The sequence below is a fragment of the Peribacillus simplex genome, from assembly GCF_001578185.1.
In the GTDB taxonomy this organism is placed as follows: Bacteria; Bacillota; Bacilli; order Bacillales; family DSM-1321; genus Peribacillus; species Peribacillus simplex_A.
On record NZ_CP011008.1, the window covers coordinates 621,270 to 646,139 of the forward strand.

26 protein-coding genes are annotated in these 24,870 nt (G+C 35.3%); 18 read left to right on the forward strand and 8 right to left on the reverse strand.

The window, feature by feature from the left end; genetic code table 11:
* Positions 1 to 38: 38 nt before the first annotated feature.
* Both UP17_RS02935 and UP17_RS02940 read left to right on the forward strand, forming a co-directional pair.
* Complete coding sequence (locus UP17_RS02935; protein WP_061461580.1) at positions 39 to 620, forward strand: TetR/AcrR family transcriptional regulator; 582 nt, start codon at positions 39 to 41, stop codon at positions 618 to 620.
* 42 nt (positions 621 to 662) lie between these two features.
* The gene (locus UP17_RS02940; RefSeq protein ID WP_250211809.1) at positions 663 to 1,259 is read left to right on the forward strand and encodes a DUF4937 domain-containing protein; all 597 of its coding nucleotides are present in this window, start codon (positions 663 to 665) and stop codon (positions 1,257 to 1,259) included.
* A gap of 146 nt (positions 1,260 to 1,405) precedes the next feature.
* On the opposite strand, the gene UP17_RS02945 is transcribed toward UP17_RS02940, so the two are convergent.
* Positions 1,406 to 1,750 carry a DUF6176 family protein gene (locus tag UP17_RS02945; RefSeq protein WP_061461584.1) on the reverse strand — a complete coding sequence of 115 codons (345 nt, stop codon included), beginning with the start codon at positions 1,748 to 1,750 and terminating at the stop codon, positions 1,406 to 1,408.
* A 315-nt stretch (positions 1,751 to 2,065) separates the two neighbouring features.
* On the opposite strand from UP17_RS02945, the gene UP17_RS02950 reads away from it, so the two are divergent.
* Positions 2,066 to 2,812, forward strand: coding sequence for a formylglycine-generating enzyme family protein (locus tag UP17_RS02950; RefSeq protein WP_061461586.1), 747 nt, complete (start codon positions 2,066 to 2,068; stop codon positions 2,810 to 2,812).
* Between the two features lie 1,009 nt (positions 2,813 to 3,821).
* Here the strand turns inward: UP17_RS02950 and UP17_RS02955 are convergent.
* The 4 genes from UP17_RS02955 to UP17_RS02965 form a co-directional block, all read right to left on the reverse strand.
* Positions 3,822 to 3,968 (reverse strand): sporulation histidine kinase inhibitor Sda, encoded by a 147-nt coding sequence (locus UP17_RS02955; RefSeq protein ID WP_061461588.1) that lies wholly within the window; start codon positions 3,966 to 3,968, stop codon positions 3,822 to 3,824.
* Between the two features lie 340 nt (positions 3,969 to 4,308).
* The gene (locus tag UP17_RS28550; protein WP_250211739.1) at positions 4,309 to 4,587 is read right to left on the reverse strand and encodes a hypothetical protein; all 279 of its coding nucleotides are present in this window, start codon (positions 4,585 to 4,587) and stop codon (positions 4,309 to 4,311) included.
* A 5-nt stretch (positions 4,588 to 4,592) separates the two neighbouring features.
* Positions 4,593 to 5,540 carry an IS110 family RNA-guided transposase gene (locus tag UP17_RS02960; protein WP_250211738.1) on the reverse strand — a complete coding sequence of 316 codons (948 nt, stop codon included), beginning with the start codon at positions 5,538 to 5,540 and terminating at the stop codon, positions 4,593 to 4,595.
* Between the two features lie 570 nt (positions 5,541 to 6,110).
* Complete coding sequence (locus UP17_RS02965; RefSeq protein WP_061461589.1) at positions 6,111 to 6,491, reverse strand: MerR family transcriptional regulator; 381 nt, start codon at positions 6,489 to 6,491, stop codon at positions 6,111 to 6,113.
* Positions 6,492 to 6,631: 140 nt separating this feature from the next.
* Here UP17_RS02965 and UP17_RS02970 point away from each other — a divergent pair, with 140 nt between their 5' ends.
* From UP17_RS02970 to ltrA (UP17_RS02995), 6 genes are all read left to right on the forward strand, one after another.
* A complete protein-coding gene (locus UP17_RS02970; RefSeq protein ID WP_061461590.1) occupies positions 6,632 to 7,399 on the forward strand; it encodes an SDR family NAD(P)-dependent oxidoreductase in 768 nt (255 codons plus the stop codon).
* 217 nt (positions 7,400 to 7,616) lie between these two features.
* Positions 7,617 to 7,988: a YkvA family protein gene (locus tag UP17_RS02975; RefSeq protein ID WP_061461591.1), complete on the forward strand. Its 372-nt coding sequence runs from the start codon at positions 7,617 to 7,619 to the stop codon at positions 7,986 to 7,988.
* Between the two features lie 597 nt (positions 7,989 to 8,585).
* The gene (gene ltrA / locus UP17_RS02980; protein ID WP_061461592.1) at positions 8,586 to 9,848 is read left to right on the forward strand and encodes a group II intron reverse transcriptase/maturase; all 1,263 of its coding nucleotides are present in this window, start codon (positions 8,586 to 8,588) and stop codon (positions 9,846 to 9,848) included.
* Positions 9,849 to 10,022: 174 nt separating this feature from the next.
* Positions 10,023 to 10,556, forward strand: coding sequence for a hypothetical protein (locus UP17_RS02985; RefSeq protein WP_061461593.1), 534 nt, complete (start codon positions 10,023 to 10,025; stop codon positions 10,554 to 10,556).
* Between the two features lie 158 nt (positions 10,557 to 10,714).
* Positions 10,715 to 10,888 (forward strand): hypothetical protein, encoded by a 174-nt coding sequence (locus UP17_RS02990; RefSeq protein WP_061461594.1) that lies wholly within the window; start codon positions 10,715 to 10,717, stop codon positions 10,886 to 10,888.
* 557 nt (positions 10,889 to 11,445) lie between these two features.
* Positions 11,446 to 12,720: a group II intron reverse transcriptase/maturase gene (gene ltrA, locus UP17_RS02995; RefSeq protein ID WP_061461595.1), complete on the forward strand. Its 1,275-nt coding sequence runs from the start codon at positions 11,446 to 11,448 to the stop codon at positions 12,718 to 12,720.
* Positions 12,721 to 12,844: 124 nt separating this feature from the next.
* Here ltrA (UP17_RS02995) and UP17_RS03000 read toward each other — a convergent pair whose 3' ends face one another.
* On the reverse strand, positions 12,845 to 13,654 hold the full coding sequence (locus UP17_RS03000; RefSeq protein ID WP_061461596.1) for a polysaccharide deacetylase family protein: 810 nt from the start codon (positions 13,652 to 13,654) through the stop codon (positions 12,845 to 12,847).
* A 377-nt stretch (positions 13,655 to 14,031) separates the two neighbouring features.
* Positions 14,032 to 14,199, reverse strand: a complete 168-nt coding sequence (locus UP17_RS27260; protein WP_155727190.1) for a hypothetical protein — start codon at positions 14,197 to 14,199, stop codon at positions 14,032 to 14,034.
* 592 nt (positions 14,200 to 14,791) lie between these two features.
* Here UP17_RS27260 and UP17_RS03010 point away from each other — a divergent pair.
* The 7 genes from UP17_RS03010 (at position 14,792) to UP17_RS03040 (ending at position 22,735) form a co-directional block, all read left to right on the forward strand.
* Positions 14,792 to 15,526 carry an SDR family NAD(P)-dependent oxidoreductase gene (locus tag UP17_RS03010; RefSeq protein WP_061461598.1) on the forward strand — a complete coding sequence of 245 codons (735 nt, stop codon included), beginning with the start codon at positions 14,792 to 14,794 and terminating at the stop codon, positions 15,524 to 15,526.
* A 181-nt stretch (positions 15,527 to 15,707) separates the two neighbouring features.
* Entirely contained in the window at positions 15,708 to 16,319 is a 612-nt protein-coding gene (locus tag UP17_RS03015) for a Type 1 glutamine amidotransferase-like domain-containing protein (protein ID WP_061461599.1), read from the forward strand.
* 307 nt (positions 16,320 to 16,626) lie between these two features.
* Positions 16,627 to 16,968 (forward strand): VOC family protein, encoded by a 342-nt coding sequence (locus tag UP17_RS03020; RefSeq protein WP_061461600.1) that lies wholly within the window; start codon positions 16,627 to 16,629, stop codon positions 16,966 to 16,968.
* Between the two features lie 1,181 nt (positions 16,969 to 18,149).
* Complete coding sequence (locus tag UP17_RS03025) at positions 18,150 to 18,656, forward strand: RNA polymerase sigma factor (protein WP_061461601.1); 507 nt, start codon at positions 18,150 to 18,152, stop codon at positions 18,654 to 18,656.
* The gene (locus UP17_RS03030; protein WP_061461602.1) at positions 18,640 to 19,614 is read left to right on the forward strand and encodes an anti sigma factor C-terminal domain-containing protein; all 975 of its coding nucleotides are present in this window, start codon (positions 18,640 to 18,642) and stop codon (positions 19,612 to 19,614) included. Before UP17_RS03025 ends, UP17_RS03030 begins: the two co-directional genes overlap by 17 nt.
* 1,160 nt (positions 19,615 to 20,774) lie before the next feature.
* A complete protein-coding gene (gene ltrA / locus UP17_RS03035; protein ID WP_061461603.1) occupies positions 20,775 to 22,049 on the forward strand; it encodes a group II intron reverse transcriptase/maturase in 1,275 nt (424 codons plus the stop codon).
* A 362-nt stretch (positions 22,050 to 22,411) separates the two neighbouring features.
* Positions 22,412 to 22,735: a hypothetical protein gene (locus tag UP17_RS03040; protein ID WP_061461604.1), complete on the forward strand. Its 324-nt coding sequence runs from the start codon at positions 22,412 to 22,414 to the stop codon at positions 22,733 to 22,735.
* A gap of 120 nt (positions 22,736 to 22,855) precedes the next feature.
* Here the strand turns inward: UP17_RS03040 and UP17_RS29420 are convergent, their stop codons facing one another.
* Entirely contained in the window at positions 22,856 to 23,083 is a 228-nt protein-coding gene (locus tag UP17_RS29420; protein WP_081108685.1) for a ribosomal-processing cysteine protease Prp, read from the reverse strand.
* A 591-nt stretch (positions 23,084 to 23,674) separates the two neighbouring features.
* Here UP17_RS29420 and UP17_RS03045 point away from each other — a divergent pair.
* Together UP17_RS03045 and UP17_RS03050 are read left to right on the forward strand one after the other, a co-directional pair.
* The gene (locus UP17_RS03045) at positions 23,675 to 24,073 is read left to right on the forward strand and encodes a hypothetical protein (protein WP_061461605.1); all 399 of its coding nucleotides are present in this window, start codon (positions 23,675 to 23,677) and stop codon (positions 24,071 to 24,073) included.
* A 330-nt stretch (positions 24,074 to 24,403) separates the two neighbouring features.
* Positions 24,404 to 24,793, forward strand: a complete 390-nt coding sequence (locus UP17_RS03050; protein WP_081108970.1) for a hypothetical protein — start codon at positions 24,404 to 24,406, stop codon at positions 24,791 to 24,793.
* Positions 24,794 to 24,870: the final 77 nt, after the last annotated feature.

The window sequence follows — 24,870 nt, forward strand, 5'->3', positions numbered from 1 at the left end:
AGTGAAGAAATTTTGTTTTTTGAAATGAGGTATTTATTATGGTTCGACAACGTGAATTTGATGAGGAAAAAGCTTTGGATGATGCTATGTTGCTTTTTTGGGAGAAGGGGTACAAGGCTACTTCCCTAAGCGATTTGACTGCCAAAATGGGGATACAACGACCAAGCTTATACTCAGCTTTTGGAGACAAAGAGGAATTGTTTGAGGCTGCATTACGCAAATATACAAAGCTACATGCTTCCCATATTCGAACAAAACTTCAAAACAATCTATCTGTAAAGAAAGCATTTCACACATTTTTTGAAGATTTGGTGGAAGAGGAATATAAAGAAAGTCCGAACAAGGGATGTTTTTGCATTAATACAATAGTGGAACTTGCCCCTCACGATGAAAAATTTGAAATCCTTACAAGAGAGCATCAGATGTATCTTTCGATCATATTTCAAGAAACGATTGTCCGAGGTATTCGCTCAGGCGAGCTCGAGCGCAGCCTTAATGCTAAAGTTTTAGCACAGACACTAGTCGTTTCATTAATCGGACTTACCGTGTTGATGAAATCTCGTCCAGAGCGTTCATTTGTAGATAATTCTGTAGCGATGATATTATCATTATTAAAATAAATTTATCAAAATTCCAGTTTTATCAATCATGTCAGTCTCCGTATATTCTCAAAATTACAAGCACAATGGCAACCTGTAAATACCACCAACGGGTTTTTAGGACAAGTTGGTGGATGGAGTATAAAAAATGAATTTACTGCTTGTGTATTTTCCTTCTGGGAAAATAAAGACGTTTATGATTATTTTATGAATAATGTTCACGACGGTATTTTTTTAAACACTAATCAGTCAAGTACATATTCATCAATTGATGTTGAAATATTTGAAGAGGTCTTTAATATTCAGGGATTAGAAAAAGACATAATATCGATTTTAAGAGAAAGTAATTTCATTCGAACTGCATTGTCTAATGTAAAGGAGGGAAGGGCTTCTCATTTTATAGAAACACAAAGTAAAGTTTGGAATTCAGGAATGAAAAAGACTGAAAAAATGCTTGGTGGAGAGTTTGGTTCTTCTGTTAAAGATGATAAACGCTTCCTTGTACTCACCGGGTGGTTAAGTGAAGAAGCACATAAGGATTATATAATTTCATCCTTTTCTGCTTTAAAAAGTCAGGCAAAGACGGAATTGGATCTTGAAGGAATTATAGGGGAACAATTCACAATTGAAAATTCTTGGCGTGTCGTACCTTTGATATAGAAAGATAGAGTGCTTATGGAACTAAAGGGGCAGGTTAGTTGCATAAGAACTGGTATAATTTAGAGAAAAGTAGAGTGTAGAAACGAGGAGTAATTGCTTATTTTTAGTGTGTCAAAATAGCAAAAAAAGACCTCAAATAGTAGAGGTCATTTCATATTTTGTCTTATATTTTCTGGAATCATAACTACTTCCGTTTTTAAATCAACAGGTCTGAATGTTTCATCAATACATTCTTTCCAATACTCTAAATGCTTCTTATCTATCCAGTGGTCTGATTCCTGGACTTCTTGTCCGCCTTGACCCTGGACAGAGTACCAATATAAAAACTCATCACCATTTAGACGTTCTCTAAATATAGTTTCAACATACATTTTTTCTGCTTCAAGGGTTATCAGCACATCATTCATATTTTCGTTTAGAAACTTTAACCATTCATCTACCCGTTCCGATTTACCTTCCTTAATTCTAAATCTTGTTAGTTCTACATCCATATTTCTCCCCCATTTAATTAGTTATCTTGCTTACATTACATATTTTAGCAGGTTTTAACTCAGCAGATGAAATAAGGGAGTTTCTTTGGCACATCTTTATCTTATGGAACTATCGGGGCAGTTTAGTTGAACAATCGTCATTAGCTTTTTATTCAACAATCGGGCCAGATTCTTGAATAGACTTCCAAACAATGCTGGATATTTATGTTAATGTTGGTATGAGATTGTGAAGAAATACTTAAACAATAATCCTTAAAAGATGTCTTAATATGAAAGTTGTGTCTAATAACATTAATTCAAGACTAGGAGAGGACAATGTTAGCTAACTTAAATGACTACTTAAAAAATTTAATGGTGTATATTCCTGAAGGAGAAATCCGTCTACGAGATTTTCGAAACGAGCAAAAATGGATTAGTTCAAACTATAAATTCGGAATGCCGGGTATTAGAAAAAATTTAAAGGAAGTTCTTTGGAATGTTGAGATTAAGCCATTTTATCTTGCAAAATATGCGGTGACAGAAGAACTTTATGCGATTATTATGGGGAAGAAATTTTTAACAACAACTGAGGCTCGAAAACCAGTTGTTAATGTTTCATGGATAGATGCAGTGAATTTTTGTAATTTACTATCTGATGCACTTGGTTATGAAAAGTTTTATGATTTTAATAATGAAAGCAAATCAGTTATTTGCAATTATAGTACTAATGGTTTTCGTTTACCAACAGATGCTGAATGGCAATATGCATGTAAGGCAAAATCAAAAGGATATCGGTATGGTGAAATTGATGAAATCGCTTGGTATAAAGATAATTCTAAGGAACGAGTACACGAAGTTGGTGAGAAAAAGCCTAATGATTGGGGCTTGTATGACATGATCGGAAATATTTGGGAGTGGTGCTGGGACTTATACGATGAAGAAACATTTGGTTATTACAGAATAATTCGCGGAGGAAGTTGGGCAGAAGAAGAACGTGGATGTGGAGCTACTTGCCGTAGAAAGAGTATGCCTGATTTTTATATAGATGATATCGGATTTAGAATTGCTAGATCAATCGTCTAATAATTTGAAATCTGAATTGATATACGTTGTTGGAATTATAAGGAAGTTTACAGGGCTCATGGAACCCGAAAGACGGTATAAGAGGGTAATTTATCTTAAATTATCCAGGGTCCTTTTCCGCCATATCTACGAAAGTAGCTAGAAGACTCTTAATAATGATGAACGATCTTCCATTTAAGGGCGCTTTTCTTTAGTAAGAAGGCGTCTTTTTTGTATGCTCCTAAACAAAGATATGTGAAGGTTTTCACTTAAACTAACGGGTGCGTGTGCGGCCGAGCCTAGGTCGTATCATATAGCGGGTGGGATTCCCGTCGAGTAAGAACTAGCCATTCGCTCGTAGCGAGTCTTGGAGGGCTAAAGGTAACTTTAGTCTTTAAGCGTAGACAGTTAGGTGGCGGGCCGAAAGCCAAATGGTTGAAGGGATTGAGCTCCATAAAGTTAGTAAATCGAGAGGGCTGATGCTTTACGCACAGCAGAAAGCTACATTTTATCCTTCGTTAAGGGCAAGATGGATAAAACCTCTCTGGAGTCAGAGACCTTGGCACGTTACACATCGATATGATACGGCAACTCGGGAGACCCTATCGGTCTTTTCTTATTAGAAGAGTATGGTGTACAAGCGATAAAAAGCAAGGAAACCAAATGCTGTGTAGGGAGTCGGATAGCAGCGTAGTACCAATGAAGTTGGGTAATGCCGATGGAGGAAAGGCTAGCTACCAGTTATCACCCTTACTAGGGAAACATTTACTACACTCAGAGGTAGGGATAAATGGAAACAAAACTACTAAGGATAGCAGAATTAGCAAAATCTGAATCTGAGAGATTAGCTACATTTTGTGAATGGTAACTAGGAGGAGCCGTGTGCGTGAATAGCGCAAGCACGGTTCTGTGAGGGGGGCAGGAACACAATCTACCGTAAGGTAGAGAGGTTCCCTTCTACTCGACTAGTTGAGACCCGGAGCTGCCATTTGGTGGCTTTTTTTTAATTAACTTAAGAGGCTTATACTAATTAGTTACGCCTATCTTTTTGAACGATAAGGTGTAGACCTCTTCTCTTCATTTCTTCTTCTAGAACGAGGATGAAATTTTTATCTAAGCCTAATTCAATTGCTTTAAGGTATGATTCTATCAATAGTTGATCATTTAATTTTTTCATATCTTCCCTCTTCTATTTCTTTAAAACCACGTTTAAACATACAATAAAATGGATTTAATATTATTCTATATTCAAACTACATAAACCAACATAAACCGACATCATTAAACACAATATATATTTAGCTTTCCTAGTTTACATAATGCTGTTTGCAATAATTTATTTTGATATGAATCGTTGTTGTGGAGACGGTTCTGTAGATTTCAATTAAGTGGTTTATTTTAGAAGATCGTAGCTTTTTTGTATGAAAACATATTCGTGAAAGGCCATACTAAAATAAGCCCACCAAATTCTAATTTTTTTGAAGGACGTAAATGTACTATGTCGTTATTTTAACTGGTTATGCAGTTTGTTGTTCTGATGGATCGATTGTATAGCCTTTCTTTTTTAGGTATTCGATCATTTTTAATTCTTTGTTCATTTGTTTTTCTTCAAGGTAATTTGAGCCTAGTTCATGATAGGGTTCTCCTGTTTTTAAGATGTTGTAAGCAATCGTCAAAAGTAAATGAGCAGAAGCAATTCGGCCCTTCATTTTTCCCTGTCGTTTGGTAATCCTTTTTCGATGTGAAGCAATTCGATTATTTTGCCTTGAGGTTGCCAGTACACACTCTACAGCCATCGTTTTTAATGCTTTGTTACCTTGTGTGGTTTTACTCGTTTTTTTTTACCAGCACTTTCGTAATTTCCGGGACTCACACCAGCCCAAGAGGCAAGATGTTTAGCTGACTTAAATACGGACATATCAACGCCCATCTCTGCAATAAAAGTAGCTGCGGCAGCTTTGTTCACACCAGGTATTCCATCCAATAATTCTACTTCCTTACGATAGGGGGACAGGAGTTGATCGATTTGTTTTTCCAATTCTTCTATGGCTTTTTCTAAATAACTCATATGCTCCCAATGGTAACGCAACATATCACGATGATGACGGCGAATACGACCATTAATTGCACTGGCAATGTCAGTAATACTTGCTTTTGTTCGCCAATCCACCATTTTTCGAAGACCATCGGTCTCTATTTTTTCACCGTTTAGAATCGCTTCAAGGATACGGCGTCCCGATACACCAAAAATGTCTGATAGTACGGATGTTAGCTTGATATTAGCATCTTGAAGAATTTTGTGAATGCGATTCTGCTCTGAAGTGCGATGATGAATCAATTTTTTTCGATAACGAGTAAGATCTCGTAAATCACGAATATCCTCTGGTGGTACAAAATTGCTTTCAATAAGTCCACATCTTAGAAGCTTGGCAAGCCATTCGGCATCTTTCACATCAGTTTTACGCCCTGGAACATTTTTGACATGTCTGGCATTGGCAAGAACAAGGTGAAAAGAACCTTCAAGTATATTCCATATTGGTTTCCAATAGACTCCGGTACTTTCCATCACAACATCGGATACCTGAAGTGTAGCTAGCCAATCACTTAAAGCCAAGAGTCCCGTTGTTGTAGTTGAAAACGTTTCAATAGAGGTTTTTGGCTTTTTATCTAATGGACCAAATAGTACACAGGCTACTACTGTTTCTTGGTGTACATCTAGGCCAGCACACCGTTCAATCATTGCTTCCATAGGAGAATCACCTCAAAAAAAGATTAACAATACATATGACAGGAGATTTGTTACAAAAATTTTTGTATACGTACTTGTAGTACACTAACTGGTTCTTCCATACTGTCACAACCAGTTTCTTATACAGGGTATATTCCTTAAGATCCACCAAAAAAAGTCCAGCCTGGTTGTATTGTTATCATCCATTATTGTCAAGGGTTTAATGGGTTAGACTTTATTTTTGGGTAAAGAGCAGGTTTTCGTGCTAGATGGTGGCGGCGAGAATCGCCGCCATAGAAGTTTCTTATGCAATTAAAGGGGATTTACTTCAATAAAGGGCTGCTGCGGCAACCTTTTTCTTACGGAACTATCGGGGCAGTTTAGTTGCATAAGGATTTTACTTTAATAAGACGAACTTTTACTAAATTTAAGGAGTTTGTCCAGAAATAAGTTGATAACTTTAAAAAACTATATTTCCGCATAATCCTGATGCTACCCCATTAAGGACCGCACATATTAGACGTATCTAATATGTTGGTCCTTTTGATTTTATGAGTTTTCGTAATTTAACACTTTCATTTTCAGATAATATTATGCTTTTGTAACTCCTTCATCTCTTTTCAGAATCATTTCTTTATATGATGTAATTTTATGTTCTAACATTTTATTTGTTTCTTCCAGCGTCTTTAACTGGTTTTCAATCGAACTTTTATGATCTTCTAACAGTTTTAATCGATTTATTGCTGTATGTTCTCCTTCAGTATACAAGTAGGCATATTCTTTTATTTTTGTGATCGGCATTTGCGTCTCTTTTAACTTTAAAACAAATTTTAGCCATTGAAGATGCGATTCAGAATATATTCTATCTCCATGTTCATTTCGATCTGGAAGAATGATTTTCTCTTTTTCATAGTAACGTAATGTATGTGTGCTGACTCCTAGAAGTTGTGCCACTTCGCTAATTGTATACATAAAAACCTCCATACTTAACCAATGCTAATCAAGTGTAAAAATAGGTTTGACTTAGAGTTTACTCTAACCCATATAATAAATTCGTATCATCTAAAAAATCAATTGTTATTAGTATAAACAAAATAGTAGGAGGAAATGAAATGAAGAAATATACAGTTATTACAGGTGCAAGTTCTGGGATTGGTTATGAAACAGCTCTTGCTTTTGCTGCTCGTGGAAAAAATTTAGTCATTGTGGCACGTAGAACTGAGGAACTCGAAAAACTAAAATCAGAAATCGCGAAAGTAAATGCTGAATTAGATGTCATTATAAAAACAGTTGATTTATCTAATACGAAAAATGCGTATACATTATTTGAAGATTTAAAGGAATACGAAATTGAAACTTGGATTAATAATGCAGGGTTTGGTAATTTCGCATCAGTTGGAGAACAAAATTTAACTAAAATTGAGACTATGCTAAATTTAAATATTGAAGCTTTAACTATTTTAACTTCTCTTTATGTGCGTGATTATTCAACTGTTGAAGGAACGCAATTAATTAACGTTTCATCAGGTGGAGGTTACACGATTATTGGAAATGCAATCACATATTGTGCTTCTAAATTCTATGTAAGTGCCTTTACTGAAGGCCTTGCACATGAATTAAAAGAACAAGGTGCAAGCATGCAAGCAAAAGTATTAGCTCCTGCTGCAACTGAAACTGAATTTGCAAAAGTATCGAATGACTTGGAGGAAAATGTTACATTCGAAGGGCTTCTTCCAAAATACCATACAGCTAAAGAAATGGCTGGATTTATGCTTGATCTTTACGATAGCGAAAAAGTAGTTGGAATTGTCGATGGTCTTACGTATGAATTTCAATTAAAGGATCCAATTTATCCTTATGCAGTAAGAATGAGAAACTAAAAAGGTTGATTGATCATCGTTTTTCTATTAGGAGAACCTTTCATTTCCTTGTTCAACTGACGGATGTGAGATTTAAAGATTAGGATCGCTGCGGCGGTCTTTTTTTCTTTTTCGACTAACAGGGCAGGTTAATGCAATATCAATCCTTAGTAAATTTTATTTTGTCATAATGGAAATAAAATCTTAAATATTATTAGGAGATAAAATGTTTAACTAAATTAAGACTTGGGCGAGAAAATTAAAACGACAGATCTTTATCCTTTACTTTGCTTGTAAAGATGAACGGGTGCCTTGGTATGCAAAAGTATTTACGGCTTGTGTTGTAGCTTATGCATTCAATCCGATTGACCTCATACCTGATTTTATACCCATTCTTGGCTACTTAGACGATGTAATTCTCGTTCCAATAGGGGTAATGATTGCATTAAAGATGATACCAAAGAGTGTATTAACCAACTGTGAAGTTAAGGCAGAAGAAATGATGAAAAAGGGTAAGCCGAAGAATTGGATAGTCGGCTCAATAATAGTATTGATTTGGGGCTTAATTATAATATGGGCTATTATTAATATTTATCGCTTAATGAACTAACGGGTGCGTTAGCTTTAGATCAGAGCTGTCTTTAAGGCAGCTTTTTCGTGCGCCCGGCATGGGTGCAATCTATAGGGTGGAAGTCCCGAATCATGAAGGCAGTAGTAGTGGTTAGCTTAATGCAAGGGTGTCCACGGTGACGTGGAATCTGAAGGAAGCAAGCGGCAAACCTCCGGTCTGAGGAACACGAACTTCATATAAGGCTAGGTATCATTGGATGAGTTTGCGAAACAAAACAAAGTCCTTACTGCCGAAGGTGGTACAGAGTAAATGAAGCAGATAGATGGAGGGAAAGATTGCACTCTTACCCGGGGAGGTCTGATGACAGCCAAGTACACTTGGTAACCTTTCCAGTGATGGACAGCTGAATCATCAGAAGTCAGCAGAGGTCATAGTACTTGTCTACTCGAGAAGACAAGGAAGGACCGAACAGATTAAGGAGGATGAATACTAGGCGTTCGTTATCTGTGAAGAAGCAAACAATTCCTAACGGAACTTATTTGAAGGAAGAAGTGGTGAATACACGGGGAACTTCAAAAGGGTGGAGCAGATAAAGGCACAAATAGACCATTTATCCACGTAGAAAGGATATCAACGATGTTAATGGAACAGATACTAGAGAGGGAAAACTTAATACAGGCATTGAAGCGTGTAGAAAGAAATAAGGGAAGCCATGGTGTAGATGGAATGCGGGTCCAAAACCTGAGACCGCACCTCGTAACCGAATGGTACAACATGAAAACTGCCCTTTTACAGGGTACCTATCAACCGAAGCCCGTCCGTCGTATCGAAATCCCGAAACCAAACGGCGGAGTTCGGCTTTTGGGTATTCCAACCGTTCTAGACCGTTTCATTCAACAAGCCATTGCCCAAATATTGACCAAGATATATGACTCAACCTTTTCGGAGAATAGCTATGGATTTCGCCCTAACAAACAAGGGCACCAGGCGGTTCGAAAGGCAAAGTCCTATATAACCGAAGGTTATACATGGGTAGTGGATATGGATTTGGAGAAGTTCTTCGATAAAGTGAATCATGACAAGCTCATGGGAATGTTAGAGCGGAAAATTGAAGATAAACGAGTTCTTAAACTGATTCGTAAATTCCTTCAAGCAGGCATTATGATAGGCGGACTTTTTCATAAAAGTGAGGAGGGAACTCCGCAAGGAGGTCCGTTAAGTCCTTTATTATCTAATATCATGTTAGACGATTTAGATAAAGAACTAGAGAAACGCAATCTTCGATTCGTAAGGTATGCGGATGACAGTACTATCTTTGTGAAGACACGAAAAGCCGCCAAACGTGCAATGGGAAATATCTCAAGCTTCATTGAAAATAAACTGAAGCTAAAGGTCAACTACGAGAAGTCGAAGTATGATCGCCCTTGGAACAGAACGTTTCTCGGTTTTAGTTTCACGAAGTCAAAGAAGAACCCGAAGGTTCTACTGGCTAAACAAACGGTGAAGAGGGTAAAGAAACGAATCAGGGAAATGACCTCGAGAAAATTACCGATACCCATGGAACTCCGAATAAATAAGTTAAAGCAATACCTTAGAGGTTGGATGGGGTATTTCGCCCTCATTGATACTCCGAACGTATTGAAGAATTTAGATTCATGGATTCGAAGAAGACTCAGAATGTGCCTATGGAAGCAATGGAAATTACCAAGAACGAGGGTGAGGAAACTCAAAGGATTAGGCGTCCCATTTGGAAAAGCATATGAATGGGGAAATAGCAGAAAGGGTTATTGGCGCATAGCGCATAGTCCTATTCTAGACAAAACCCTTAATAATGTTTATTGGCTCCATCATGGGTTAGTAAATCTATATGAACGATATACAAAACTACGTCAGACTTAAACTGAACCGCCGTATACCGAACGGTACGTACGGTGGTGTGAGAGGTCGGAGGCTAGGCGCCTCCTCCTACTCGATTTATGCACTATCGAGGCAGTTTAGTTCACTAAGAATTCACACTTATTTTGGAAATAATTGTTATAATAATACAGTTGTATTAAATAAAGGGGTGTTGAATTGATTGGTTGGTTAATTATTTTCTGTGAGATTGGATTTTGGGTGTTTGTTTTAGCAGGATTATTAGTTAGATATATTTTAAAGAAAAAGAAGCTTGGTACATTGTTGCTTATTTGTACGCCAATCGTCGATATCATTTTACTCATTGCTACTGTTTTAGATTTAAAAAATGGGGCTATTGCAACCACCGTACATGGACTTTCTGCCATTTATATAGGGGTAAGTGTAGCGTTTGGGCATCAGATGATCAAATGGGCGGATGTGCATTTCGCTTATAAATATGGAAATGGTGAAAAACCTATAAAAAAGAAAAAATTCGGAAGGGAACATGCTAGACAGGAGCGTATAGGATGGTTCCGGCATTTTGTTTCTTGGTTAATAGGAGGAGCTCTTTTAGCAGTGATGATCTTTTCGATTAATAATCCTTCTCAAACTCAAGCATTGCTTAATACTTTAAAATTATGGACATTGATCTTGGTTATTGATTTTATCATCAGTTTTAGTTATACCTTGTTTCCAAAAAAAGAAAGGTAAAATTTTTCATCCATCTTGAAAAAGTTGAAACGAATATGGTAAGGGAACTTGAAGATATTCTTATGGAGCAAAAGGTGCAGGAGAGTAGTAGAAACTTTTATAAAAGTTATTCGTAAAGATATGAAGAGGAATTAACATTACATAGAGGTGATTTAGTCGTGTTATGGGATAAACCCAAATGTACTATTTGTGATAAAGAGATTAAGGGAGATGACGTTGTTTTTGTAAAAATGCGTTATCCAAAGCGAAAAGGTTTTACTGAAATAAAAGCATATTTTAGAAACGAAGGTAAATTCATTTGTGAAGACTGTTTTAATAATAAATCCTACTAAATACTATTCAACTAACAGGTGCTCAAGATCGAAGCTGTCTCTAAGGCAGTTTTTTCTTGTGTGCCAGGCATGGCAACTATCTAGGTGGTGTAAGTCCACTGTGGGGGTACACATCGACCAACCACTAAGGAAGCGCAAGGTACTTATCGTGAGGTAAGGGCTAGAGGAAGCGTGGAATAAAATCTTGGCTCGACGAACAGGAATCTGATACTAAGGCTCTATAAAGGGATTAAACTCCAAGACAAGTTAAAGTCCAAAAGATGTGCGTAACTTTATAGAGTAAATCAGGCGAGTAAAAGAGGAAAGATAGGTGTCTTACCCTGGGAGGTCTTGCGGATGTACAGAAGTACAGTCGAAAAAGGTTAGTCGCAAGAAGTCAGCAGAAGCCATAGTAATGAAATAATTTCATGAAGGGCTGAACAATTTATAGTGTTTCAACGCCACGAATGCGTAAGTGACGAACTCCGAATGTGTTAATGGTGAATGTATGAGCGTACCTCAAAGAATAACCAAAATGGAGATATTACTTACTACGTGAGAGGAAAGGAGAAACGAGTGTGGAACTTTTAGAACAAATCCTAAGTAATAAAAATATGAACGAAGCCTACATACGTGTCTATAAAAATAAAGGTGCAAGTGGGGTCGACGGAGTAACAGTCGACGAACTAAAGCAATACCTGAAAGAGAACAAAGATGAACTGCGTCAGCGCATCAGAACAAGAAAATACCAACCACAAGCTGCCTTAAGAGTGGAGATCCCAAAAGAAAATGGAAAGATGCGCAAATTGGGAATACCAACAGTAGTGGATAGAGTCGTTCAACAAGCCATTCATCAAGTTCTCAGTCCACTATTTGAAAAGCAATTCAGTGAATTCAGTTACGGTTTCAGACCAAAAAGAAGTTGTGAAATGGCGATAATTAAAAGCCTGGAGTTTCTGAATGATGAACATGATTGGGTAGTCGACATTGATCTTGAAAGATTCTTCGATACCGTCCATCACGATAAACTCATGAGAATCATATCCAACACAATAAAAGACGGAGATGTCATCTCGTTAATCAGAAAATACTTAGTCAGTGGAGTCATGGTGAATGGAAAATATGAAGACACACCTGTCGGTACTCCGCAAGGAGGCAACCTCAGTCCACTATTAAGTAATATAATGTTAAACGAACTTGATAAGGAACTGGAGAAAAGAGGACTAAGGTTCGTGAGGTACGCTGATGATGCCCTTATCTTTGTGAAAAGTGAAAAGGCAGCGAACCGAGTAATGAGCACAATCGTGAGATTTATAGAAGAGAAATTAGGCCTGATAGTCAACGTAGAGAAGAGTAGAATCTCACGTCCAAAAGAGTTGAAATTCTTAGGATTTGGGTATTATTACGACACTAATAACAACAACTACAAAGTGAAACCTCATCCAAGTTCTGTACAGAAATTTCAAAGGAAACTTCGACAACTGACAAAGCGAAATTGGAATGTTCCACTAGACTACCGAATATTGAAATTGAACCAAGTAATAGTTGGATGGGTAAACTACTTCAGAGTGGCAAACATGAAAAAAAAGACGGAACGAATAGACACAAAACTTCGCTCTAGAATTAGGGTCATCATATGGAAACAATGGAAAGTAGCGAAGAAACAAATTAAATCGCTTATTCAACTAGGAATTCCGGAGGAAGAAGCGAAAGGATTAACCTACTGTCGAAAAGGTTACCGATTCATAGGATTATCCAAAGTCGTCCAAAGAGCAGTCTCAAACAAAAGACTAAAGCAGAGGGGAGTCCCCTCTGCTTTAGAACATTATCTAAAAGTACACACTGTGATATAAATTGAAACGCCGTATACGCGAACCGTACGTACGGTGTTGTGAGAGGGGCGAAAATAAACTTATTTTCCCCCTACTCGATTATGGAACTAAAGGGGCAGGTTAGTGGACAAATAAAGATGATTATCTATCTCTCTTTGTCCATTTGGCTCCTTATGCGAAAACTTTCTCTTTTTGTAGGATAAATTTCAAAAGAGTCTGGAATTATTTGTGTCGACTGGTAGAGCAATTCAGATACAGTTACACATTTATACCCTCTATCATATAAAAACCCCAAAATGTTATCTAATACAATAACTGTTTGAGAAGTCTGAGTATATTCACTACCATGCCAATCATGAAATAGAATGATATTACCTGGTTTTACTCCTTTTGTTATATAGTTATAAATTTGACTTGCGGGTGGATTTGCCCAATCGCGAGAGTCCTGACCCCATGACCATAAAACGACATCTTTTCCGTTTTTTAATGCAGTATTAATAATTAAATCATTATAAAAACCACCTACTGGTCGGTAAAGAGTCGGTTTTAAACCAACTGACTTCTGTATAATTTTATCTGTTTCTTCTAATTCTGATGATAGTTTTGCTGATGTAATATTTCCGTAAATATGATGATAAGTATGATTGGCAATTTCGTGTCCTTCTTTTACTTCCCGTTTTAATAGTTCAGGAAATCTTATTACTTTATTACCAGCTACAAAAAAGGTGGCTTTAGCATCATATTTAGCTAATATATCAAGTATTTGTGGGGTAAAAACCGGATGAGGTCCATCATCAAAAGTAATGGCAACTAATTTTTCCTTTGTGTTAACTTCCCAAATAACATGTCCAGTTTTTTCATATTCCTCACGACTTTTAGTGGATGCGGACACATTTATTTGAAAGGAGAAGGAAGGAATTAATAAAAGAAAGATAAAAAACAATATTTTTTTCATTGGACACGCTCCTCATTTAACGACTTGGTTTATGATGCCCTTATTAAAATATTTAATGAGAAACATGAAATGATGGCAGGATTTAGTTTCATATTTAGGTGCAATAAAAGATAAGGTGCTTGTTCAACTAACGTTTTAGCTGTAGAACAGAGCTGTCTTTAGCATATTTTTCTTTATGCAACTAACGGGGCAGGATAGTTGAAGAAGAAATCACCCATTTTTTATCAATTCATTTAAATTCAAATGTACAATTAGGAAAATACAAATATGCACAAGCGTTTCTTGATACTAAAAAAATTTACCTACCTAATAGTTAATTAACATTTATCAACAAAAAAAGGACCCTCTGATTAGTAAATCAGGGGGATTCTTCTTTGTTAAGAATTATTTTCTTTGAGTTTCTTGATTTTATAACCAAGGAAAAGTACTGCACATACAGCATAAATCCCAAGATATACAGCAGGTGACTCTTCTGAAATTAGCCAATAAGTACAAAAGGCAATTAATAAAATATACATTATAAGATCCAAAATTTTAGATTTCATAGTTTATTCTCCGATAATTTTATAGGTTGAATGCTTCGACTATTAATACTATCGCTCCCAAAAATAAAGCCACAGTTAAAAAGAACCATACCATTAGGTTTACTGGATTATGAAGTCCCATAACCTCTTGCCACTTAGCTTTATGAGACCTGTCATTTAACTGATATCTTTTAAGCTGAGTGTATAAATAAATATTTATTACAATTGAAATTATTATTATAATAACTAAAAATGAAGTGAAAGTTATATCCATATTAAATTAACTCCCTTAGACTCTTTAAATTTAAGTATAAATTATCACAATATCATTTTATTTTAACATAAATAACCAAATGGTTTGCATTTTTTCAATCAACCTTAATCTTTAACATAGCCTAATAAAATAAAATATTGTTAAAATGAAATAATACTCTGTTTGTGATGTTTCTCACTTAAACTAACGGGTGCTATAGTTCATTAACAGGGGTTGCTTCGGCAGCCTTTTTGTTATGGCACTAACGGGGCAGGATAGTTGAATAAGGTTAATAGATAACGTTCATGATACTATTTGGTTAATTAGAGTAATAAAAGGTAGAGAGAGGGGCTTTAATAAGTGCTCAAAAATAGAAAAGTAATCGTAACAGGCGCGGCTTCTGGAATAGGTAAAGAAATTGTCAAACAATGCTTATATGAGGGGGCTTCAGTAATTGCATGCGATATTAATGAACATTCCTTATATGATTTAAAACAGTCAATGGATGATCGCTATGTTCTACATACATATCAGTTAGATGTAAGTAACCATGAAGAGGTCGTTAAATTTTTTGTATATGTTGAAGCAGAACAAGCTGATGTAGATAGTTTAGTTAATAATGCGGGGATTTATTTGGCGAAAAATATACTGGATTATCAAGTAGATGAAATTGATAAAGTCCTAGATATAAATGTTAAGGGGTTTATTTATCTCTCACAAATGTTCGGTAAAAAATTGTTCCAAAGCCAACGTAAGGGAGTTATCGTTAATATGTCTTCAGTGTCAGGAATGGAGGGCAGTTCAGATGCAATTTATGGGTTATCAAAGGCTGCCATATTAGGTTTAACTAAAAGCTGTGCAATGAATTTCTCACCATACATCCGAGTTAATGCTGTTGCTCCTACGATGGTTAATACTCCCATGATGGGTACAATCCCTGATTGGAGAAAAGAGGAGTATTTAAGTAACCAACTTATCAATACGCCTGTCCTGCCTGAAGATGTGGCTGATACTGTTGTCTTCTTATTATCAGATAGAGCCAAGCATTATACAGGCGCAACATTAGATATTAATAATGGAGGATATCTAAGATAGTGCTGCGGCTTGTTAAACTACAGGTACGTTTGTTGAGATCCCCCGGGGCTGCCATTTGGTGGCCTTTTTGCTTAATGAACTATCGGGGCAGGATAGTTGATTAAGAAAAAGCTAAAAAGGAGGGGTTTACTGTTTTTACTGGAACATATAAAAGTATATTTAATAAAAGAGGTTGATTTGAATGACTAAGATTTTATTAACTTCTAATGGATTTTTTACAGATTTAATTAAGCAACAATTTTTACAACTAATTGATGGAGATTTGAGTAATTTAAAAGCAACAATAATTACTACAGCTTCTCATAAAAAACAAAATAATAGATTCGCAATGAAAGCAAAAGAAGATCTTTTAGGATTTGGATTTAAGAAGGTTGATTTTAATGATATAGAATTCGACAAACCAGAACTACTAAAGAAATATAATGTAATCTATATCAACGGAGGGAATCCGTTTTATTTGCTGTATCAAATGAAAAAAAATGGGGCTGACTTAATATTAAAGGACATAGCAAAACAAAACACTGTAATTGTAGGGGTAAGTGCTGGAGCGATTGTTCTTGGACCAAACATTGAAGTGGTAAATTATTTTACACCTCAGATAAATACAGTAGATATGCAGGATTTAACAGCACTAGGATTAACTAATAAAGCTATTTTCCCTCATTATGATAGGGAAGATTTGTTCCAAAATAACTCTGGCAGGTCAATAGAAGATAGGTTGAAAGTGTTCGAAAATATAAATAAATGTTCTGTTGTTAGACTCAAGGATGACGAATCTGTACTTATACAATAAAAATGTCTTATTCAATTAACAGGTGCTTTAGCTGTAGATCGGAGCTGTCTTTAAGGCAGTTTTTTTAAAGGGACAGGTTAATTGAAGATGTAACTATAAATATAAAACATTAAACATAAGAGATTCTTATGTATTTTTATAAAAAATATAAAATTTTATTTACTTTGAAAGTTTAGTATCCTTTAGTTAAAGGGGAAATTTTGGGAAAAATTTGAATTCATAAGGGTGATAAAATGATTAAAGGATTACATCACGTTCAGATAACTATTCCAAAGGAGACTGAAGAAAAGGATTACATCACGTTCAGATAACTATTCCAAAGGAGACTGAAGAAAAGGCTAAAAATTTCTATTGTGATATTTTAGGTTTACAAGAAATCGAAAAACCCGAATCCCTTAAAGGACGAGGAGGATTTTGGTTAAAAGTCGGTGATAAAGATGTACATATAGGAACAGAAGATGATTTTGATAGATTGAAAACTAAAGCACATATTGCTTACGAAGTAGAAGACATCTCATATTGGAAAAATAGATTAACAAAAGAGACAATAAAAATACTTGATGGTGTTCCAATTCCAAATTTTGAACGTTTTGAATTTAGAGACCCATTTGGTAATAGGGTAGAAATGATTCAAAATTTGAACTTATAAGTTCTTTTTTGAAACATAGAGTACAATACAAGGCCTTAAAGAACTAACGGGTGCGTGTGCGGCCGAGCCTAGGTCGTATCATATAGCGGGTGGGATTCCCGTCGAGTAAGAACTAGCCATTCGCTCGTAGCGAGTCTTGGAGGGCTAAAGGTAACTTTAGTCTTTAAGCGTAGACAGTTAGGTGGCGGGCCGAAAGCCAAATGGTTGAAGGGATTGAGCTCCATAAAGTTAGTAAATCGAGAGGGCTGATGCTTTACGCACAGCAGAAAGCTACATTTTATCCTTCGTTAAGGGCAAGATGGATAAAACCTCTCTGGAGTCAGAGACCTTGGCACGTTACACATCGATATGATACGGCAACTCGGGAGACCCTATCGGTCTTTTCTTATTAGAAGAGTATGGTGTACAAGCGATAAAAAGCAAGGAAACCAAATGCTGTGTAGGGAGTCGGATAGCAGCGTAGTACCAATGAAGTTGGGTAATGCCGATGGAGGAAAGGCTAGCTACCAGTTATCACCCTTACTAGGGAAACATTTACTACACTCAGAGGTAGGGATAAATGGAAACAAAACTACTAAGGATAGCAGAATTAGCAAAATCTGAATCTGAGAGATTAGCTACATTTTGTGAATGGTAACTAGGAGGAGCCGTGTGCGTGAATAGCGCAAGCACGGTTCTGTGAGGGGGGCAGGAACACAATCTACCGTAAGGTAGAGAGGTTCCCTTCTACTCGACTAGTTGATTAAGGAACACAAAAATGATCGATTTTTTTATAAATGAATAATCCAATAAAAATATTATAAGGGCATGTTTTGATCAATTTTTTTTCAAAACATGCTCTTTCCATTTATTCATTTATCAAGGTACTTGTATTAATGTGATCAAACTTTGTTTCAAAGCTATAGGAAAGATATAGGCAGAAGAACCAACAGTCCCTATTGCATAAAAAAAGCCTAATTTTCTCTATTAATTCAGAGTTAAATTGGGCTTTTTAATTGAAAAATATCTTAGCGTTGTAAATCCACATTTTCCTGACTGTACCCATTATAGCCTAGTCTTTTTTTAATTTTAGACAAAATTATTTATAGTTAAAAACGTTATTAGACAAACAAGTAAACTTTTTTTGTAAATTTTTGTTAACCTTTTTTTTACTTAAACGTTTTAAAGGTGGGAGGTCGGAAATGAATGATTACATGATGGGGAAAAAACTTAACGAAATATTGAAATTTGTTTACTCATACCTGTTGAAAATGGGTGCTTCAAAGGAAGATGCAGAAGATATTGTTCAGGATACTGCTTATAAATTCTTACAATATATTGATTCAGTCACAAATACACAAAGTTGGCTTTTTAGAGTAGCAGTAAATCAATACTATGACTTGACCCGTAAGAAATCGAGGCGGAAAGAAATATTATTGAAATTTAACATACATGAACTATTCGAGGAAGACACACCTGAAATTGCCCTCTTACAAAGTGAATTAGTGAAAGATATACATGAACTGTTAAAAAGATTAAAACCAAAATATAGACAACTACTTCTTCTCAAATATAGTACGGGATTGAAAATAAATGAAATAGCAGAATTATATGGCATGAAAGAAGGATCCGTTAAGACCATTCTTCACAGGGCAAGAAAAGAATTTATAGAACAATATAGGAGGTATGACAATGAGCAAAGAAAATGAATTTATACCTAAAGATTTTGAGTTTGAGAAATTAGTGAAAAAAGCAAAGAGACGCTCAATGCTAAAAATGGTGCTCATTTCTTTAAGTATTAGTTTAATCGTTTTAACTGGTCTATACTTTATTGGTGATACAGTAATGAAAATGAAAATGGAAAAGGAAACTAGTTTAGATTCAACTTGGAATGGAATTATGGGAGCAAATATTGAAGAACAAGGAACAACTTATAATTATTCTCCGATTTCAGCAACAACAAAAACAAAGTTAGTTAAAAAAGTTGGAGGGGTACCAATCCCATGGGGAGAACAGGAAAAAGTCTTTACTATTTTTGGAACATCAAGATTCATTACTACTGATGGTCCCTCAGGATCTGGGAGTATTGAGGATGAGAGAATTCCTTTATTTTACCAAGGAGAAAGAGTAATTGAATTTTATCACCCAGAAGTTAACTATAAGCAAATTTTTGATGACAGGGTTTTACTTAATCAAATTGATGATAACTCCGTCGTAGAAATGGCATTTTCATTTAATAAGGGCTATTCAATAGAAGAAGTTAACAAAGTTTTTAAAGATCAATTAGCTTGGTATTGGGTAGATACCTTTAGTAAGGATGACATAAAAGAGCATAACGAGTTAAATGAAGAAGAGAATATTCCTAGAGGACATACCATAAGTGGATTTGAAGCATATGGATTTCAATATAATAATCATCCAAAAGCTGAGCCAGCATCTAATTTTATATCTAACCTAGAGATGATAAAATCCGATGGTGCAAATTATCAGAATGAGGCAATTGAAATTTACAATAACATTACTAATAAAGGTAAAATTAAACTAGAACCTGAGAACCTTAAAATTATTGGTGTAGTAGTTACAGGGAAACCTAGTGATTTAAAAAAGTATAATGACAATTCTATGATAAATGGTGCTACCTTAGGAGCCACAACAGATCAATATTAGTATTATCAGTGAGTAGAGTGGATCAATCTATCCTGATTGATGTATATAAGATGCTTATTATTATTTAGGCGGGCTGTTGGGGTTGGTATTACAAATGCTAAGGAGAAGTACAGTTGTTACGACACAATGTGATATTCCTGATAGAGCCAAGCAAGATCTTATTGTTGCCCTTATTACATTGAAATATATCTTTTCTCTTTTCGTAATATTAGTTTTGTTTTTACTAAGAAAACTAGTGCAACCGAAGTAAGAACTTCAACAAAAAATAGATAAACTAGAAGAAGAGGTTCGAATATTAAAAAATCACAAAATAATAAACTATGCTTTAATGTACTAACGGGTGCATTAGCTGAGATCAGAGCTGTTTATAAGGCAGCTCTTTTCTTTTGGAGCTAACGGGGCAGGATAGTTCAATAAAAAAACTTGGTTTTTTATGGTAAAATATAAAATATTGTTGGGGAGGATTACTTGGAATCAAATATTATGGTTTTATTCGTATTTTTAGTTTGTATATGTATTAGTTCGGTTCTGAATATACTTTTTAAGATGACAAAAAAAAGAGATTGGCTTATAACTTTCTTAATAAGTTTAGGTTTATTAATAATAATAGTTCCTCTATTAAATGGTGGATAAGAGCTGTCTTTAAGGCAGCCTTTTTCTTGTGTGCCAGGTATGGCAACTATCTAGGTGGTGAAAGTCCACTGTGGGGGTACACATCGACCAACCACTAAGGAAGCGCAAGGTACTTATCGTGAGGTAAGGGCTGGAGGAAGCGTGGAATAAAATCTTGGCTCGACGAACAGGAATCTGATACTAAGGCTCTATAAAGGGATTAAACTCCAAGACAAGTTAAAGTCCAAAAGATGTGCGTAACTTTATAGAGTAAATTAGGCGAGTAAAAGAGGAAAGATAGGTGTCTTACCCTGGGAGGTCTTGCGGATGTACAGAAGTACAGTCGAAAAAGGTTAGTCGCAAGAAGTCAGCAGAAGCCATAGTAATGAAATAATTTCATGAAGGGCTGAACAATTTATAGTGTTTCAACGCCACGAATGCGTAAGTGACGAACTCCGAATGTGTTAATGGTAAAAGTATGAGCGTACCTCAAAGAATAACCAAAATGGAGATATCACTTACTACGTGAGAGGAAAGGAGAAACGAGTGTGGAACTTTTAGAACAAATCCTAAGTAATAAAAATATGAACGAAGCCTACATACGTGTCTATAAAAATAAAGGTGCAAGTGGGGTCGACGGAGTAACAGTCGACGAACTAAAGCAATACCTGAAAGAGAACAAAGATGAACTGCGTCAGCGCATCAGAACAAGAAGATACCAACCACAAGCTGCCTTAAGAGTGGAGATCCCAAAAGAAAATGGAAAGATGCGCAAATTGGGAATACCAACAGTAGTGGATAGAGTCGTTCAACAAGCCATTCATCAAGTTCTCAGTCCACTATTTGAAAAGCAATTCAGTGAATTCAGTTACGGTTTCAGACCAAAAAGAAGTTGTGAAATGGCGATAATTAAAAGCCTGGAGTTTCTGAATGATGAACATGATTGGGTAGTCGACATTGATCTTGAAAGATTCTTCGATACCGTCCATCACGATAAACTCATGAGAATCATATCCAACACAATAAAAGACGGAAATGTCATCTCGTTAATCAGAAAATACTTAGTCAGTGGAGTCATGGTGAATGGAAAATATGAAGACACACCTGTCGGTACTCCGCAAGGAGGCAACCTCAGTCCACTATTAAGTAATATAATGTTAAACGAACTTGATAAGGAACTGGAGAAAAGAGGACTAAGGTTCGTGAGGTACGCTGATGATGCCCTTATCTTTGTGAAAAGTGAAAAGGCAGCGAACCGAGTAATGAGCACAATCGTGAGATTTATAGAAGAGGAATTAGGCCTGATAGTCAACGTAGAGAAGAGTAGAATCTCACGTCCAAAAGAGTTGAAATTCTTAGGATTTGGGTATTATTATGGCACTAATAACAACAACTACAAAGTGAAACCTCATACAAGTTCTGTACAGAAGTTTCAAAGGAAACTTCGACAACTGACAAAGCGAAATTGGAATGTTCCACTAGACTACCGAATATTGAAATTGAACCAAGTAATAGTTGGATGGGTAAACTACTTCAGAGTGGCAAACATGAAAAAAATGACGGAACGAATAGACACAAAGCTTCGCTCTAGAATTAGGGTCATCATATGGAAACAATGGAAAGTAGCAAAGAAACAAATTAAATCGCTTATTCAACTAGGAATTCCGGAGGAAGAAGCGAAAGGATTAACCTACTGTCGAAAAGGTTACCGATTCATAGGATTATCCAAAGTCGTCCAAAGAGCAATCTCAAACAAATGTCTAAAGCAGAGGGGAGTCCCCTCTGCTTTAGAACATTATCTAAAAGTACACACTGTGATATAAATTGAAACGCCGTATACGCGAACCGTACGTACGGTGTTGTGAGAGGGGCGAAAATAAACATATTTTCCCCCTACTCGATTATGCAACAATCGGGGAAGGTTAGCTTAAGAAGGAAAATGGGTTAATGTGGTAAAATTAGTTTAATGATTTTCTTTAAGGAGGTAATCTAACATATTAGCTAACAAAAAGAAAAAGATACAAATGAAATATAGAAAGAGTATTAAGGAAAAGAAAGAAGCAGATGAAAATAACAGTAAAAAAGTGTTTGTTATTACTATTTTCATTGTTTTATTTATATTGGTGACATACTGGGGACGATTTATTTCAATATGAAATCTCTAAAAAAATTAGGAGTTGTTTATATGAGTGGTGATGGGGTAATCTGGCTTGTTTTAGTTGTCTCTCTTTTAATTTTGAATGCCTTGGCTATTTCTTTATACAAGAGAAATAAAATGCCTTTGTGGTTATCCGGTATAGTTATTGGAATTTCAGGGCCTATTATAGCGTTTATAGCAGGTTATTTTTTTGTGAAGATTGATCATAATAGTGGTGGTACTGGAGAAGGGGCAGGATTTGGAGCTGCATTTATAGGTTTAATTATAGTTGCTAATGGAATTATCTATCTAATCATCGGTATTATTTCCATGGTTAAAAGTTTAATCAATCAAAAAAATATAAACCAATAATGTGAAAAATAAAAAAGAACAAGTATTGAACTAGCTCTCATTACTTGTTCTACCTGCTGTTTTAGCAAACGAAGCACATAGTAGTTCAACAATGGCCATACCATCCAGATGCCTGTGATTTTATTTTGTTAATACTTGTATGTTGTTTGGGTAATTTTGTTCTAAGTCATTTAAATTATAGAGCATAGAGGTCAATAAGATTCTAGCTTCATCCATTTTCATTATGCTTTTTGGTAAGAGTACTTGCAGATACCCATCGTCTTGTTCAATTTTTATTTCTTTCTTACACATCCTTATAATTGAATTAATAGTTCCTATGGTTAAAATTGAAACACTAGAACATACAATATCCTACCATATTGAGCGTACTCAGCATGCCCTTCTACTGTGACCCTTTAATGTTTGAACAATCATATAAAATTTCTACGGCTATCAAGTCATACAACTCCTTGTTATAAGAGATTTAATGTTAAAACCCCTTTCGTACATTTCCAATTTTATATCAATATGGCTGTAATAGTAATGAAAAGTCAAATTAATAGTTTATCTTAACCAAGTACGGTTTTGAATAAAGTTTAATCGTTTATAAAAATGATAAACCGAAATCAATACTTGCTTTTGTTTTTCCTTAATTTAATAAGGGGCAGCATTCCTGTATTAACTGAAATACTAAAAAGTATGTGAAGAAATCTACTTAAACTAACGGGTGCATTAGCTGAAGATCAGAGCTGTCATTATGGCAGCTCTTTCTTTATGGAACTATCAGGGCAGGTTAGTTGCGTAAGAATTTTATGTTATTCGACTAACATGTCAAGCTAAATTATCAAACTCAGTTATCTAATTCAGATAACAACCCTTTCCTGATTTAAAGCCCTTTTATAAACCTTACATAAAAAAAATTTTCAGGATAAAAATATAGTAAAGAGGAGTGATGATCCGGTGTTTTATAAAATAGCTGTTTTTATTTTATTGTTTTCCTTAACTATTTCAACTACAGATAATGTACGAGCTCAATCATTATCTAATCAAAATCAAAAGATTGTTTTTGAATATACGCCTAATTACAATCGTCTATATAGCTTTTTGAATATAACTGAGCAGAAATATACAAATTCAATTAAGGTAGGAAAGACTATGGCAGAAATTGCTGAAAATCAAGGCATTTCAAAACAATCTTTAATTAATTTTTTATCAAACGAGATGACTGCTCAATTAGATAAACAGCTCAATGAAGGCAAAATCAATAAGGAAACCCATGAACATATAAAAAGTAATTTAAACCGTGCTATTCAATATGATATTAATTACAGATTTCAAAAACCTAACTTAAATCCTTAATGATTGGAAATTAAGGACAACAAAATAATAAAATTGAAAAGAGCTGAGCGTAATAGTCAATAAAACTGACTATACGCGCAGCTCTTTTTTTAAATCAGTTATAAATATCAGCTCCAGGACTTATTACATAAGACCAACCATTTGTATCATTAAAATACATAGTTTAATAAAACTTAATCTTAGTGAACTAACGGGTGCGTTAGTTGAGAACCGGGGCTGCCATTTGGTGGCCTTTTTCTTAATGAACTAAAGGGGCAGGATAGTTCAATAAGATGACTGGGAAATGAAGTATAATTTAAATAGTCAAATTAAGAAATGAGTGATAATGAAGTGGATTTTAATGAATTGATGCAAGAGAAAGGATATATTTATTTGGAAAAAATAATAGAACCCAAAGAAAATTCCTTACGATTGCTTATTAATAGAGGCACGTTCAACATCGATTTCCCTATGCTGCAATTAGAATTTGAATCATATATTTCATATTCTGTTATCGATGAAAGTTTTTCATATTCTATAGATAACTCTGAAATATCAAAGGGAGAGCTATTTCGGATATATACCAAGTCAAGGTATTTGGATTTTATAAAAATAGCCACGAATGAACGAGAAGATTTATGTCCCTCTGAAAATTACATCCATTATCAGTTTCCCTGCTTAAATCACACGATTGATGTTATTTCTTGTGAAGAACCAAAATTAACCATGGTAACAGGTTAAACTAACCTATTTGAATCCTTTTCTTGTTGAACTAACGGGTGCTTTAGTTCATTAAGAAAATAAAAAAAGTTGATTCC

Excerpts from the sequence above, each read along its gene's own strand:
- UP17_RS02960 (WP_250211738.1), bottom strand. The coding sequence starts at position 5,540 with ATGGAAGCAATGATTGAACGGTGTGCTGGCCTAGATGTACACCAAGAA.
- UP17_RS27260 (WP_155727190.1), bottom strand. The coding sequence starts at position 14,199 with ATGAAATCTAAAATTTTGGATCTTATAATGTATATTTTATTAATTGCC.
- UP17_RS03015 (WP_061461599.1), top strand. The coding sequence starts at position 15,708 with ATGACTAAGATTTTATTAACTTCTAATGGATTTTTTACAGATTTAATT.
- UP17_RS02935 (WP_061461580.1), top strand. The coding sequence starts at position 39 with ATGGTTCGACAACGTGAATTTGATGAGGAAAAAGCTTTGGATGATGCT.
- UP17_RS03030 (WP_061461602.1), top strand. The coding sequence starts at position 18,640 with ATGAGCAAAGAAAATGAATTTATACCTAAAGATTTTGAGTTTGAGAAA.
- UP17_RS03000 (WP_061461596.1), bottom strand. The coding sequence starts at position 13,654 with ATGAAAAAAATATTGTTTTTTATCTTTCTTTTATTAATTCCTTCCTTC.
- UP17_RS03025 (WP_061461601.1), top strand. The coding sequence starts at position 18,150 with ATGAATGATTACATGATGGGGAAAAAACTTAACGAAATATTGAAATTT.
- UP17_RS02965 (WP_061461589.1), bottom strand. The coding sequence starts at position 6,491 with ATGTATACAATTAGCGAAGTGGCACAACTTCTAGGAGTCAGCACACAT.
- ltrA (WP_061461592.1), top strand. The coding sequence starts at position 8,586 with ATGTTAATGGAACAGATACTAGAGAGGGAAAACTTAATACAGGCATTG.
- UP17_RS02970 (WP_061461590.1), top strand. The coding sequence starts at position 6,632 with ATGAAGAAATATACAGTTATTACAGGTGCAAGTTCTGGGATTGGTTAT.
- UP17_RS02955 (WP_061461588.1), bottom strand. The coding sequence starts at position 3,968 with ATGAAAAAATTAAATGATCAACTATTGATAGAATCATACCTTAAAGCA.
- UP17_RS28550 (WP_250211739.1), bottom strand. The coding sequence starts at position 4,587 with ATGGCTGTAGAGTGTGTACTGGCAACCTCAAGGCAAAATAATCGAATT.
- UP17_RS03040 (WP_061461604.1), top strand. The coding sequence starts at position 22,412 with ATGAGTGGTGATGGGGTAATCTGGCTTGTTTTAGTTGTCTCTCTTTTA.
- UP17_RS02945 (WP_061461584.1), bottom strand. The coding sequence starts at position 1,750 with ATGGATGTAGAACTAACAAGATTTAGAATTAAGGAAGGTAAATCGGAA.
- UP17_RS02950 (WP_061461586.1), top strand. The coding sequence starts at position 2,066 with ATGTTAGCTAACTTAAATGACTACTTAAAAAATTTAATGGTGTATATT.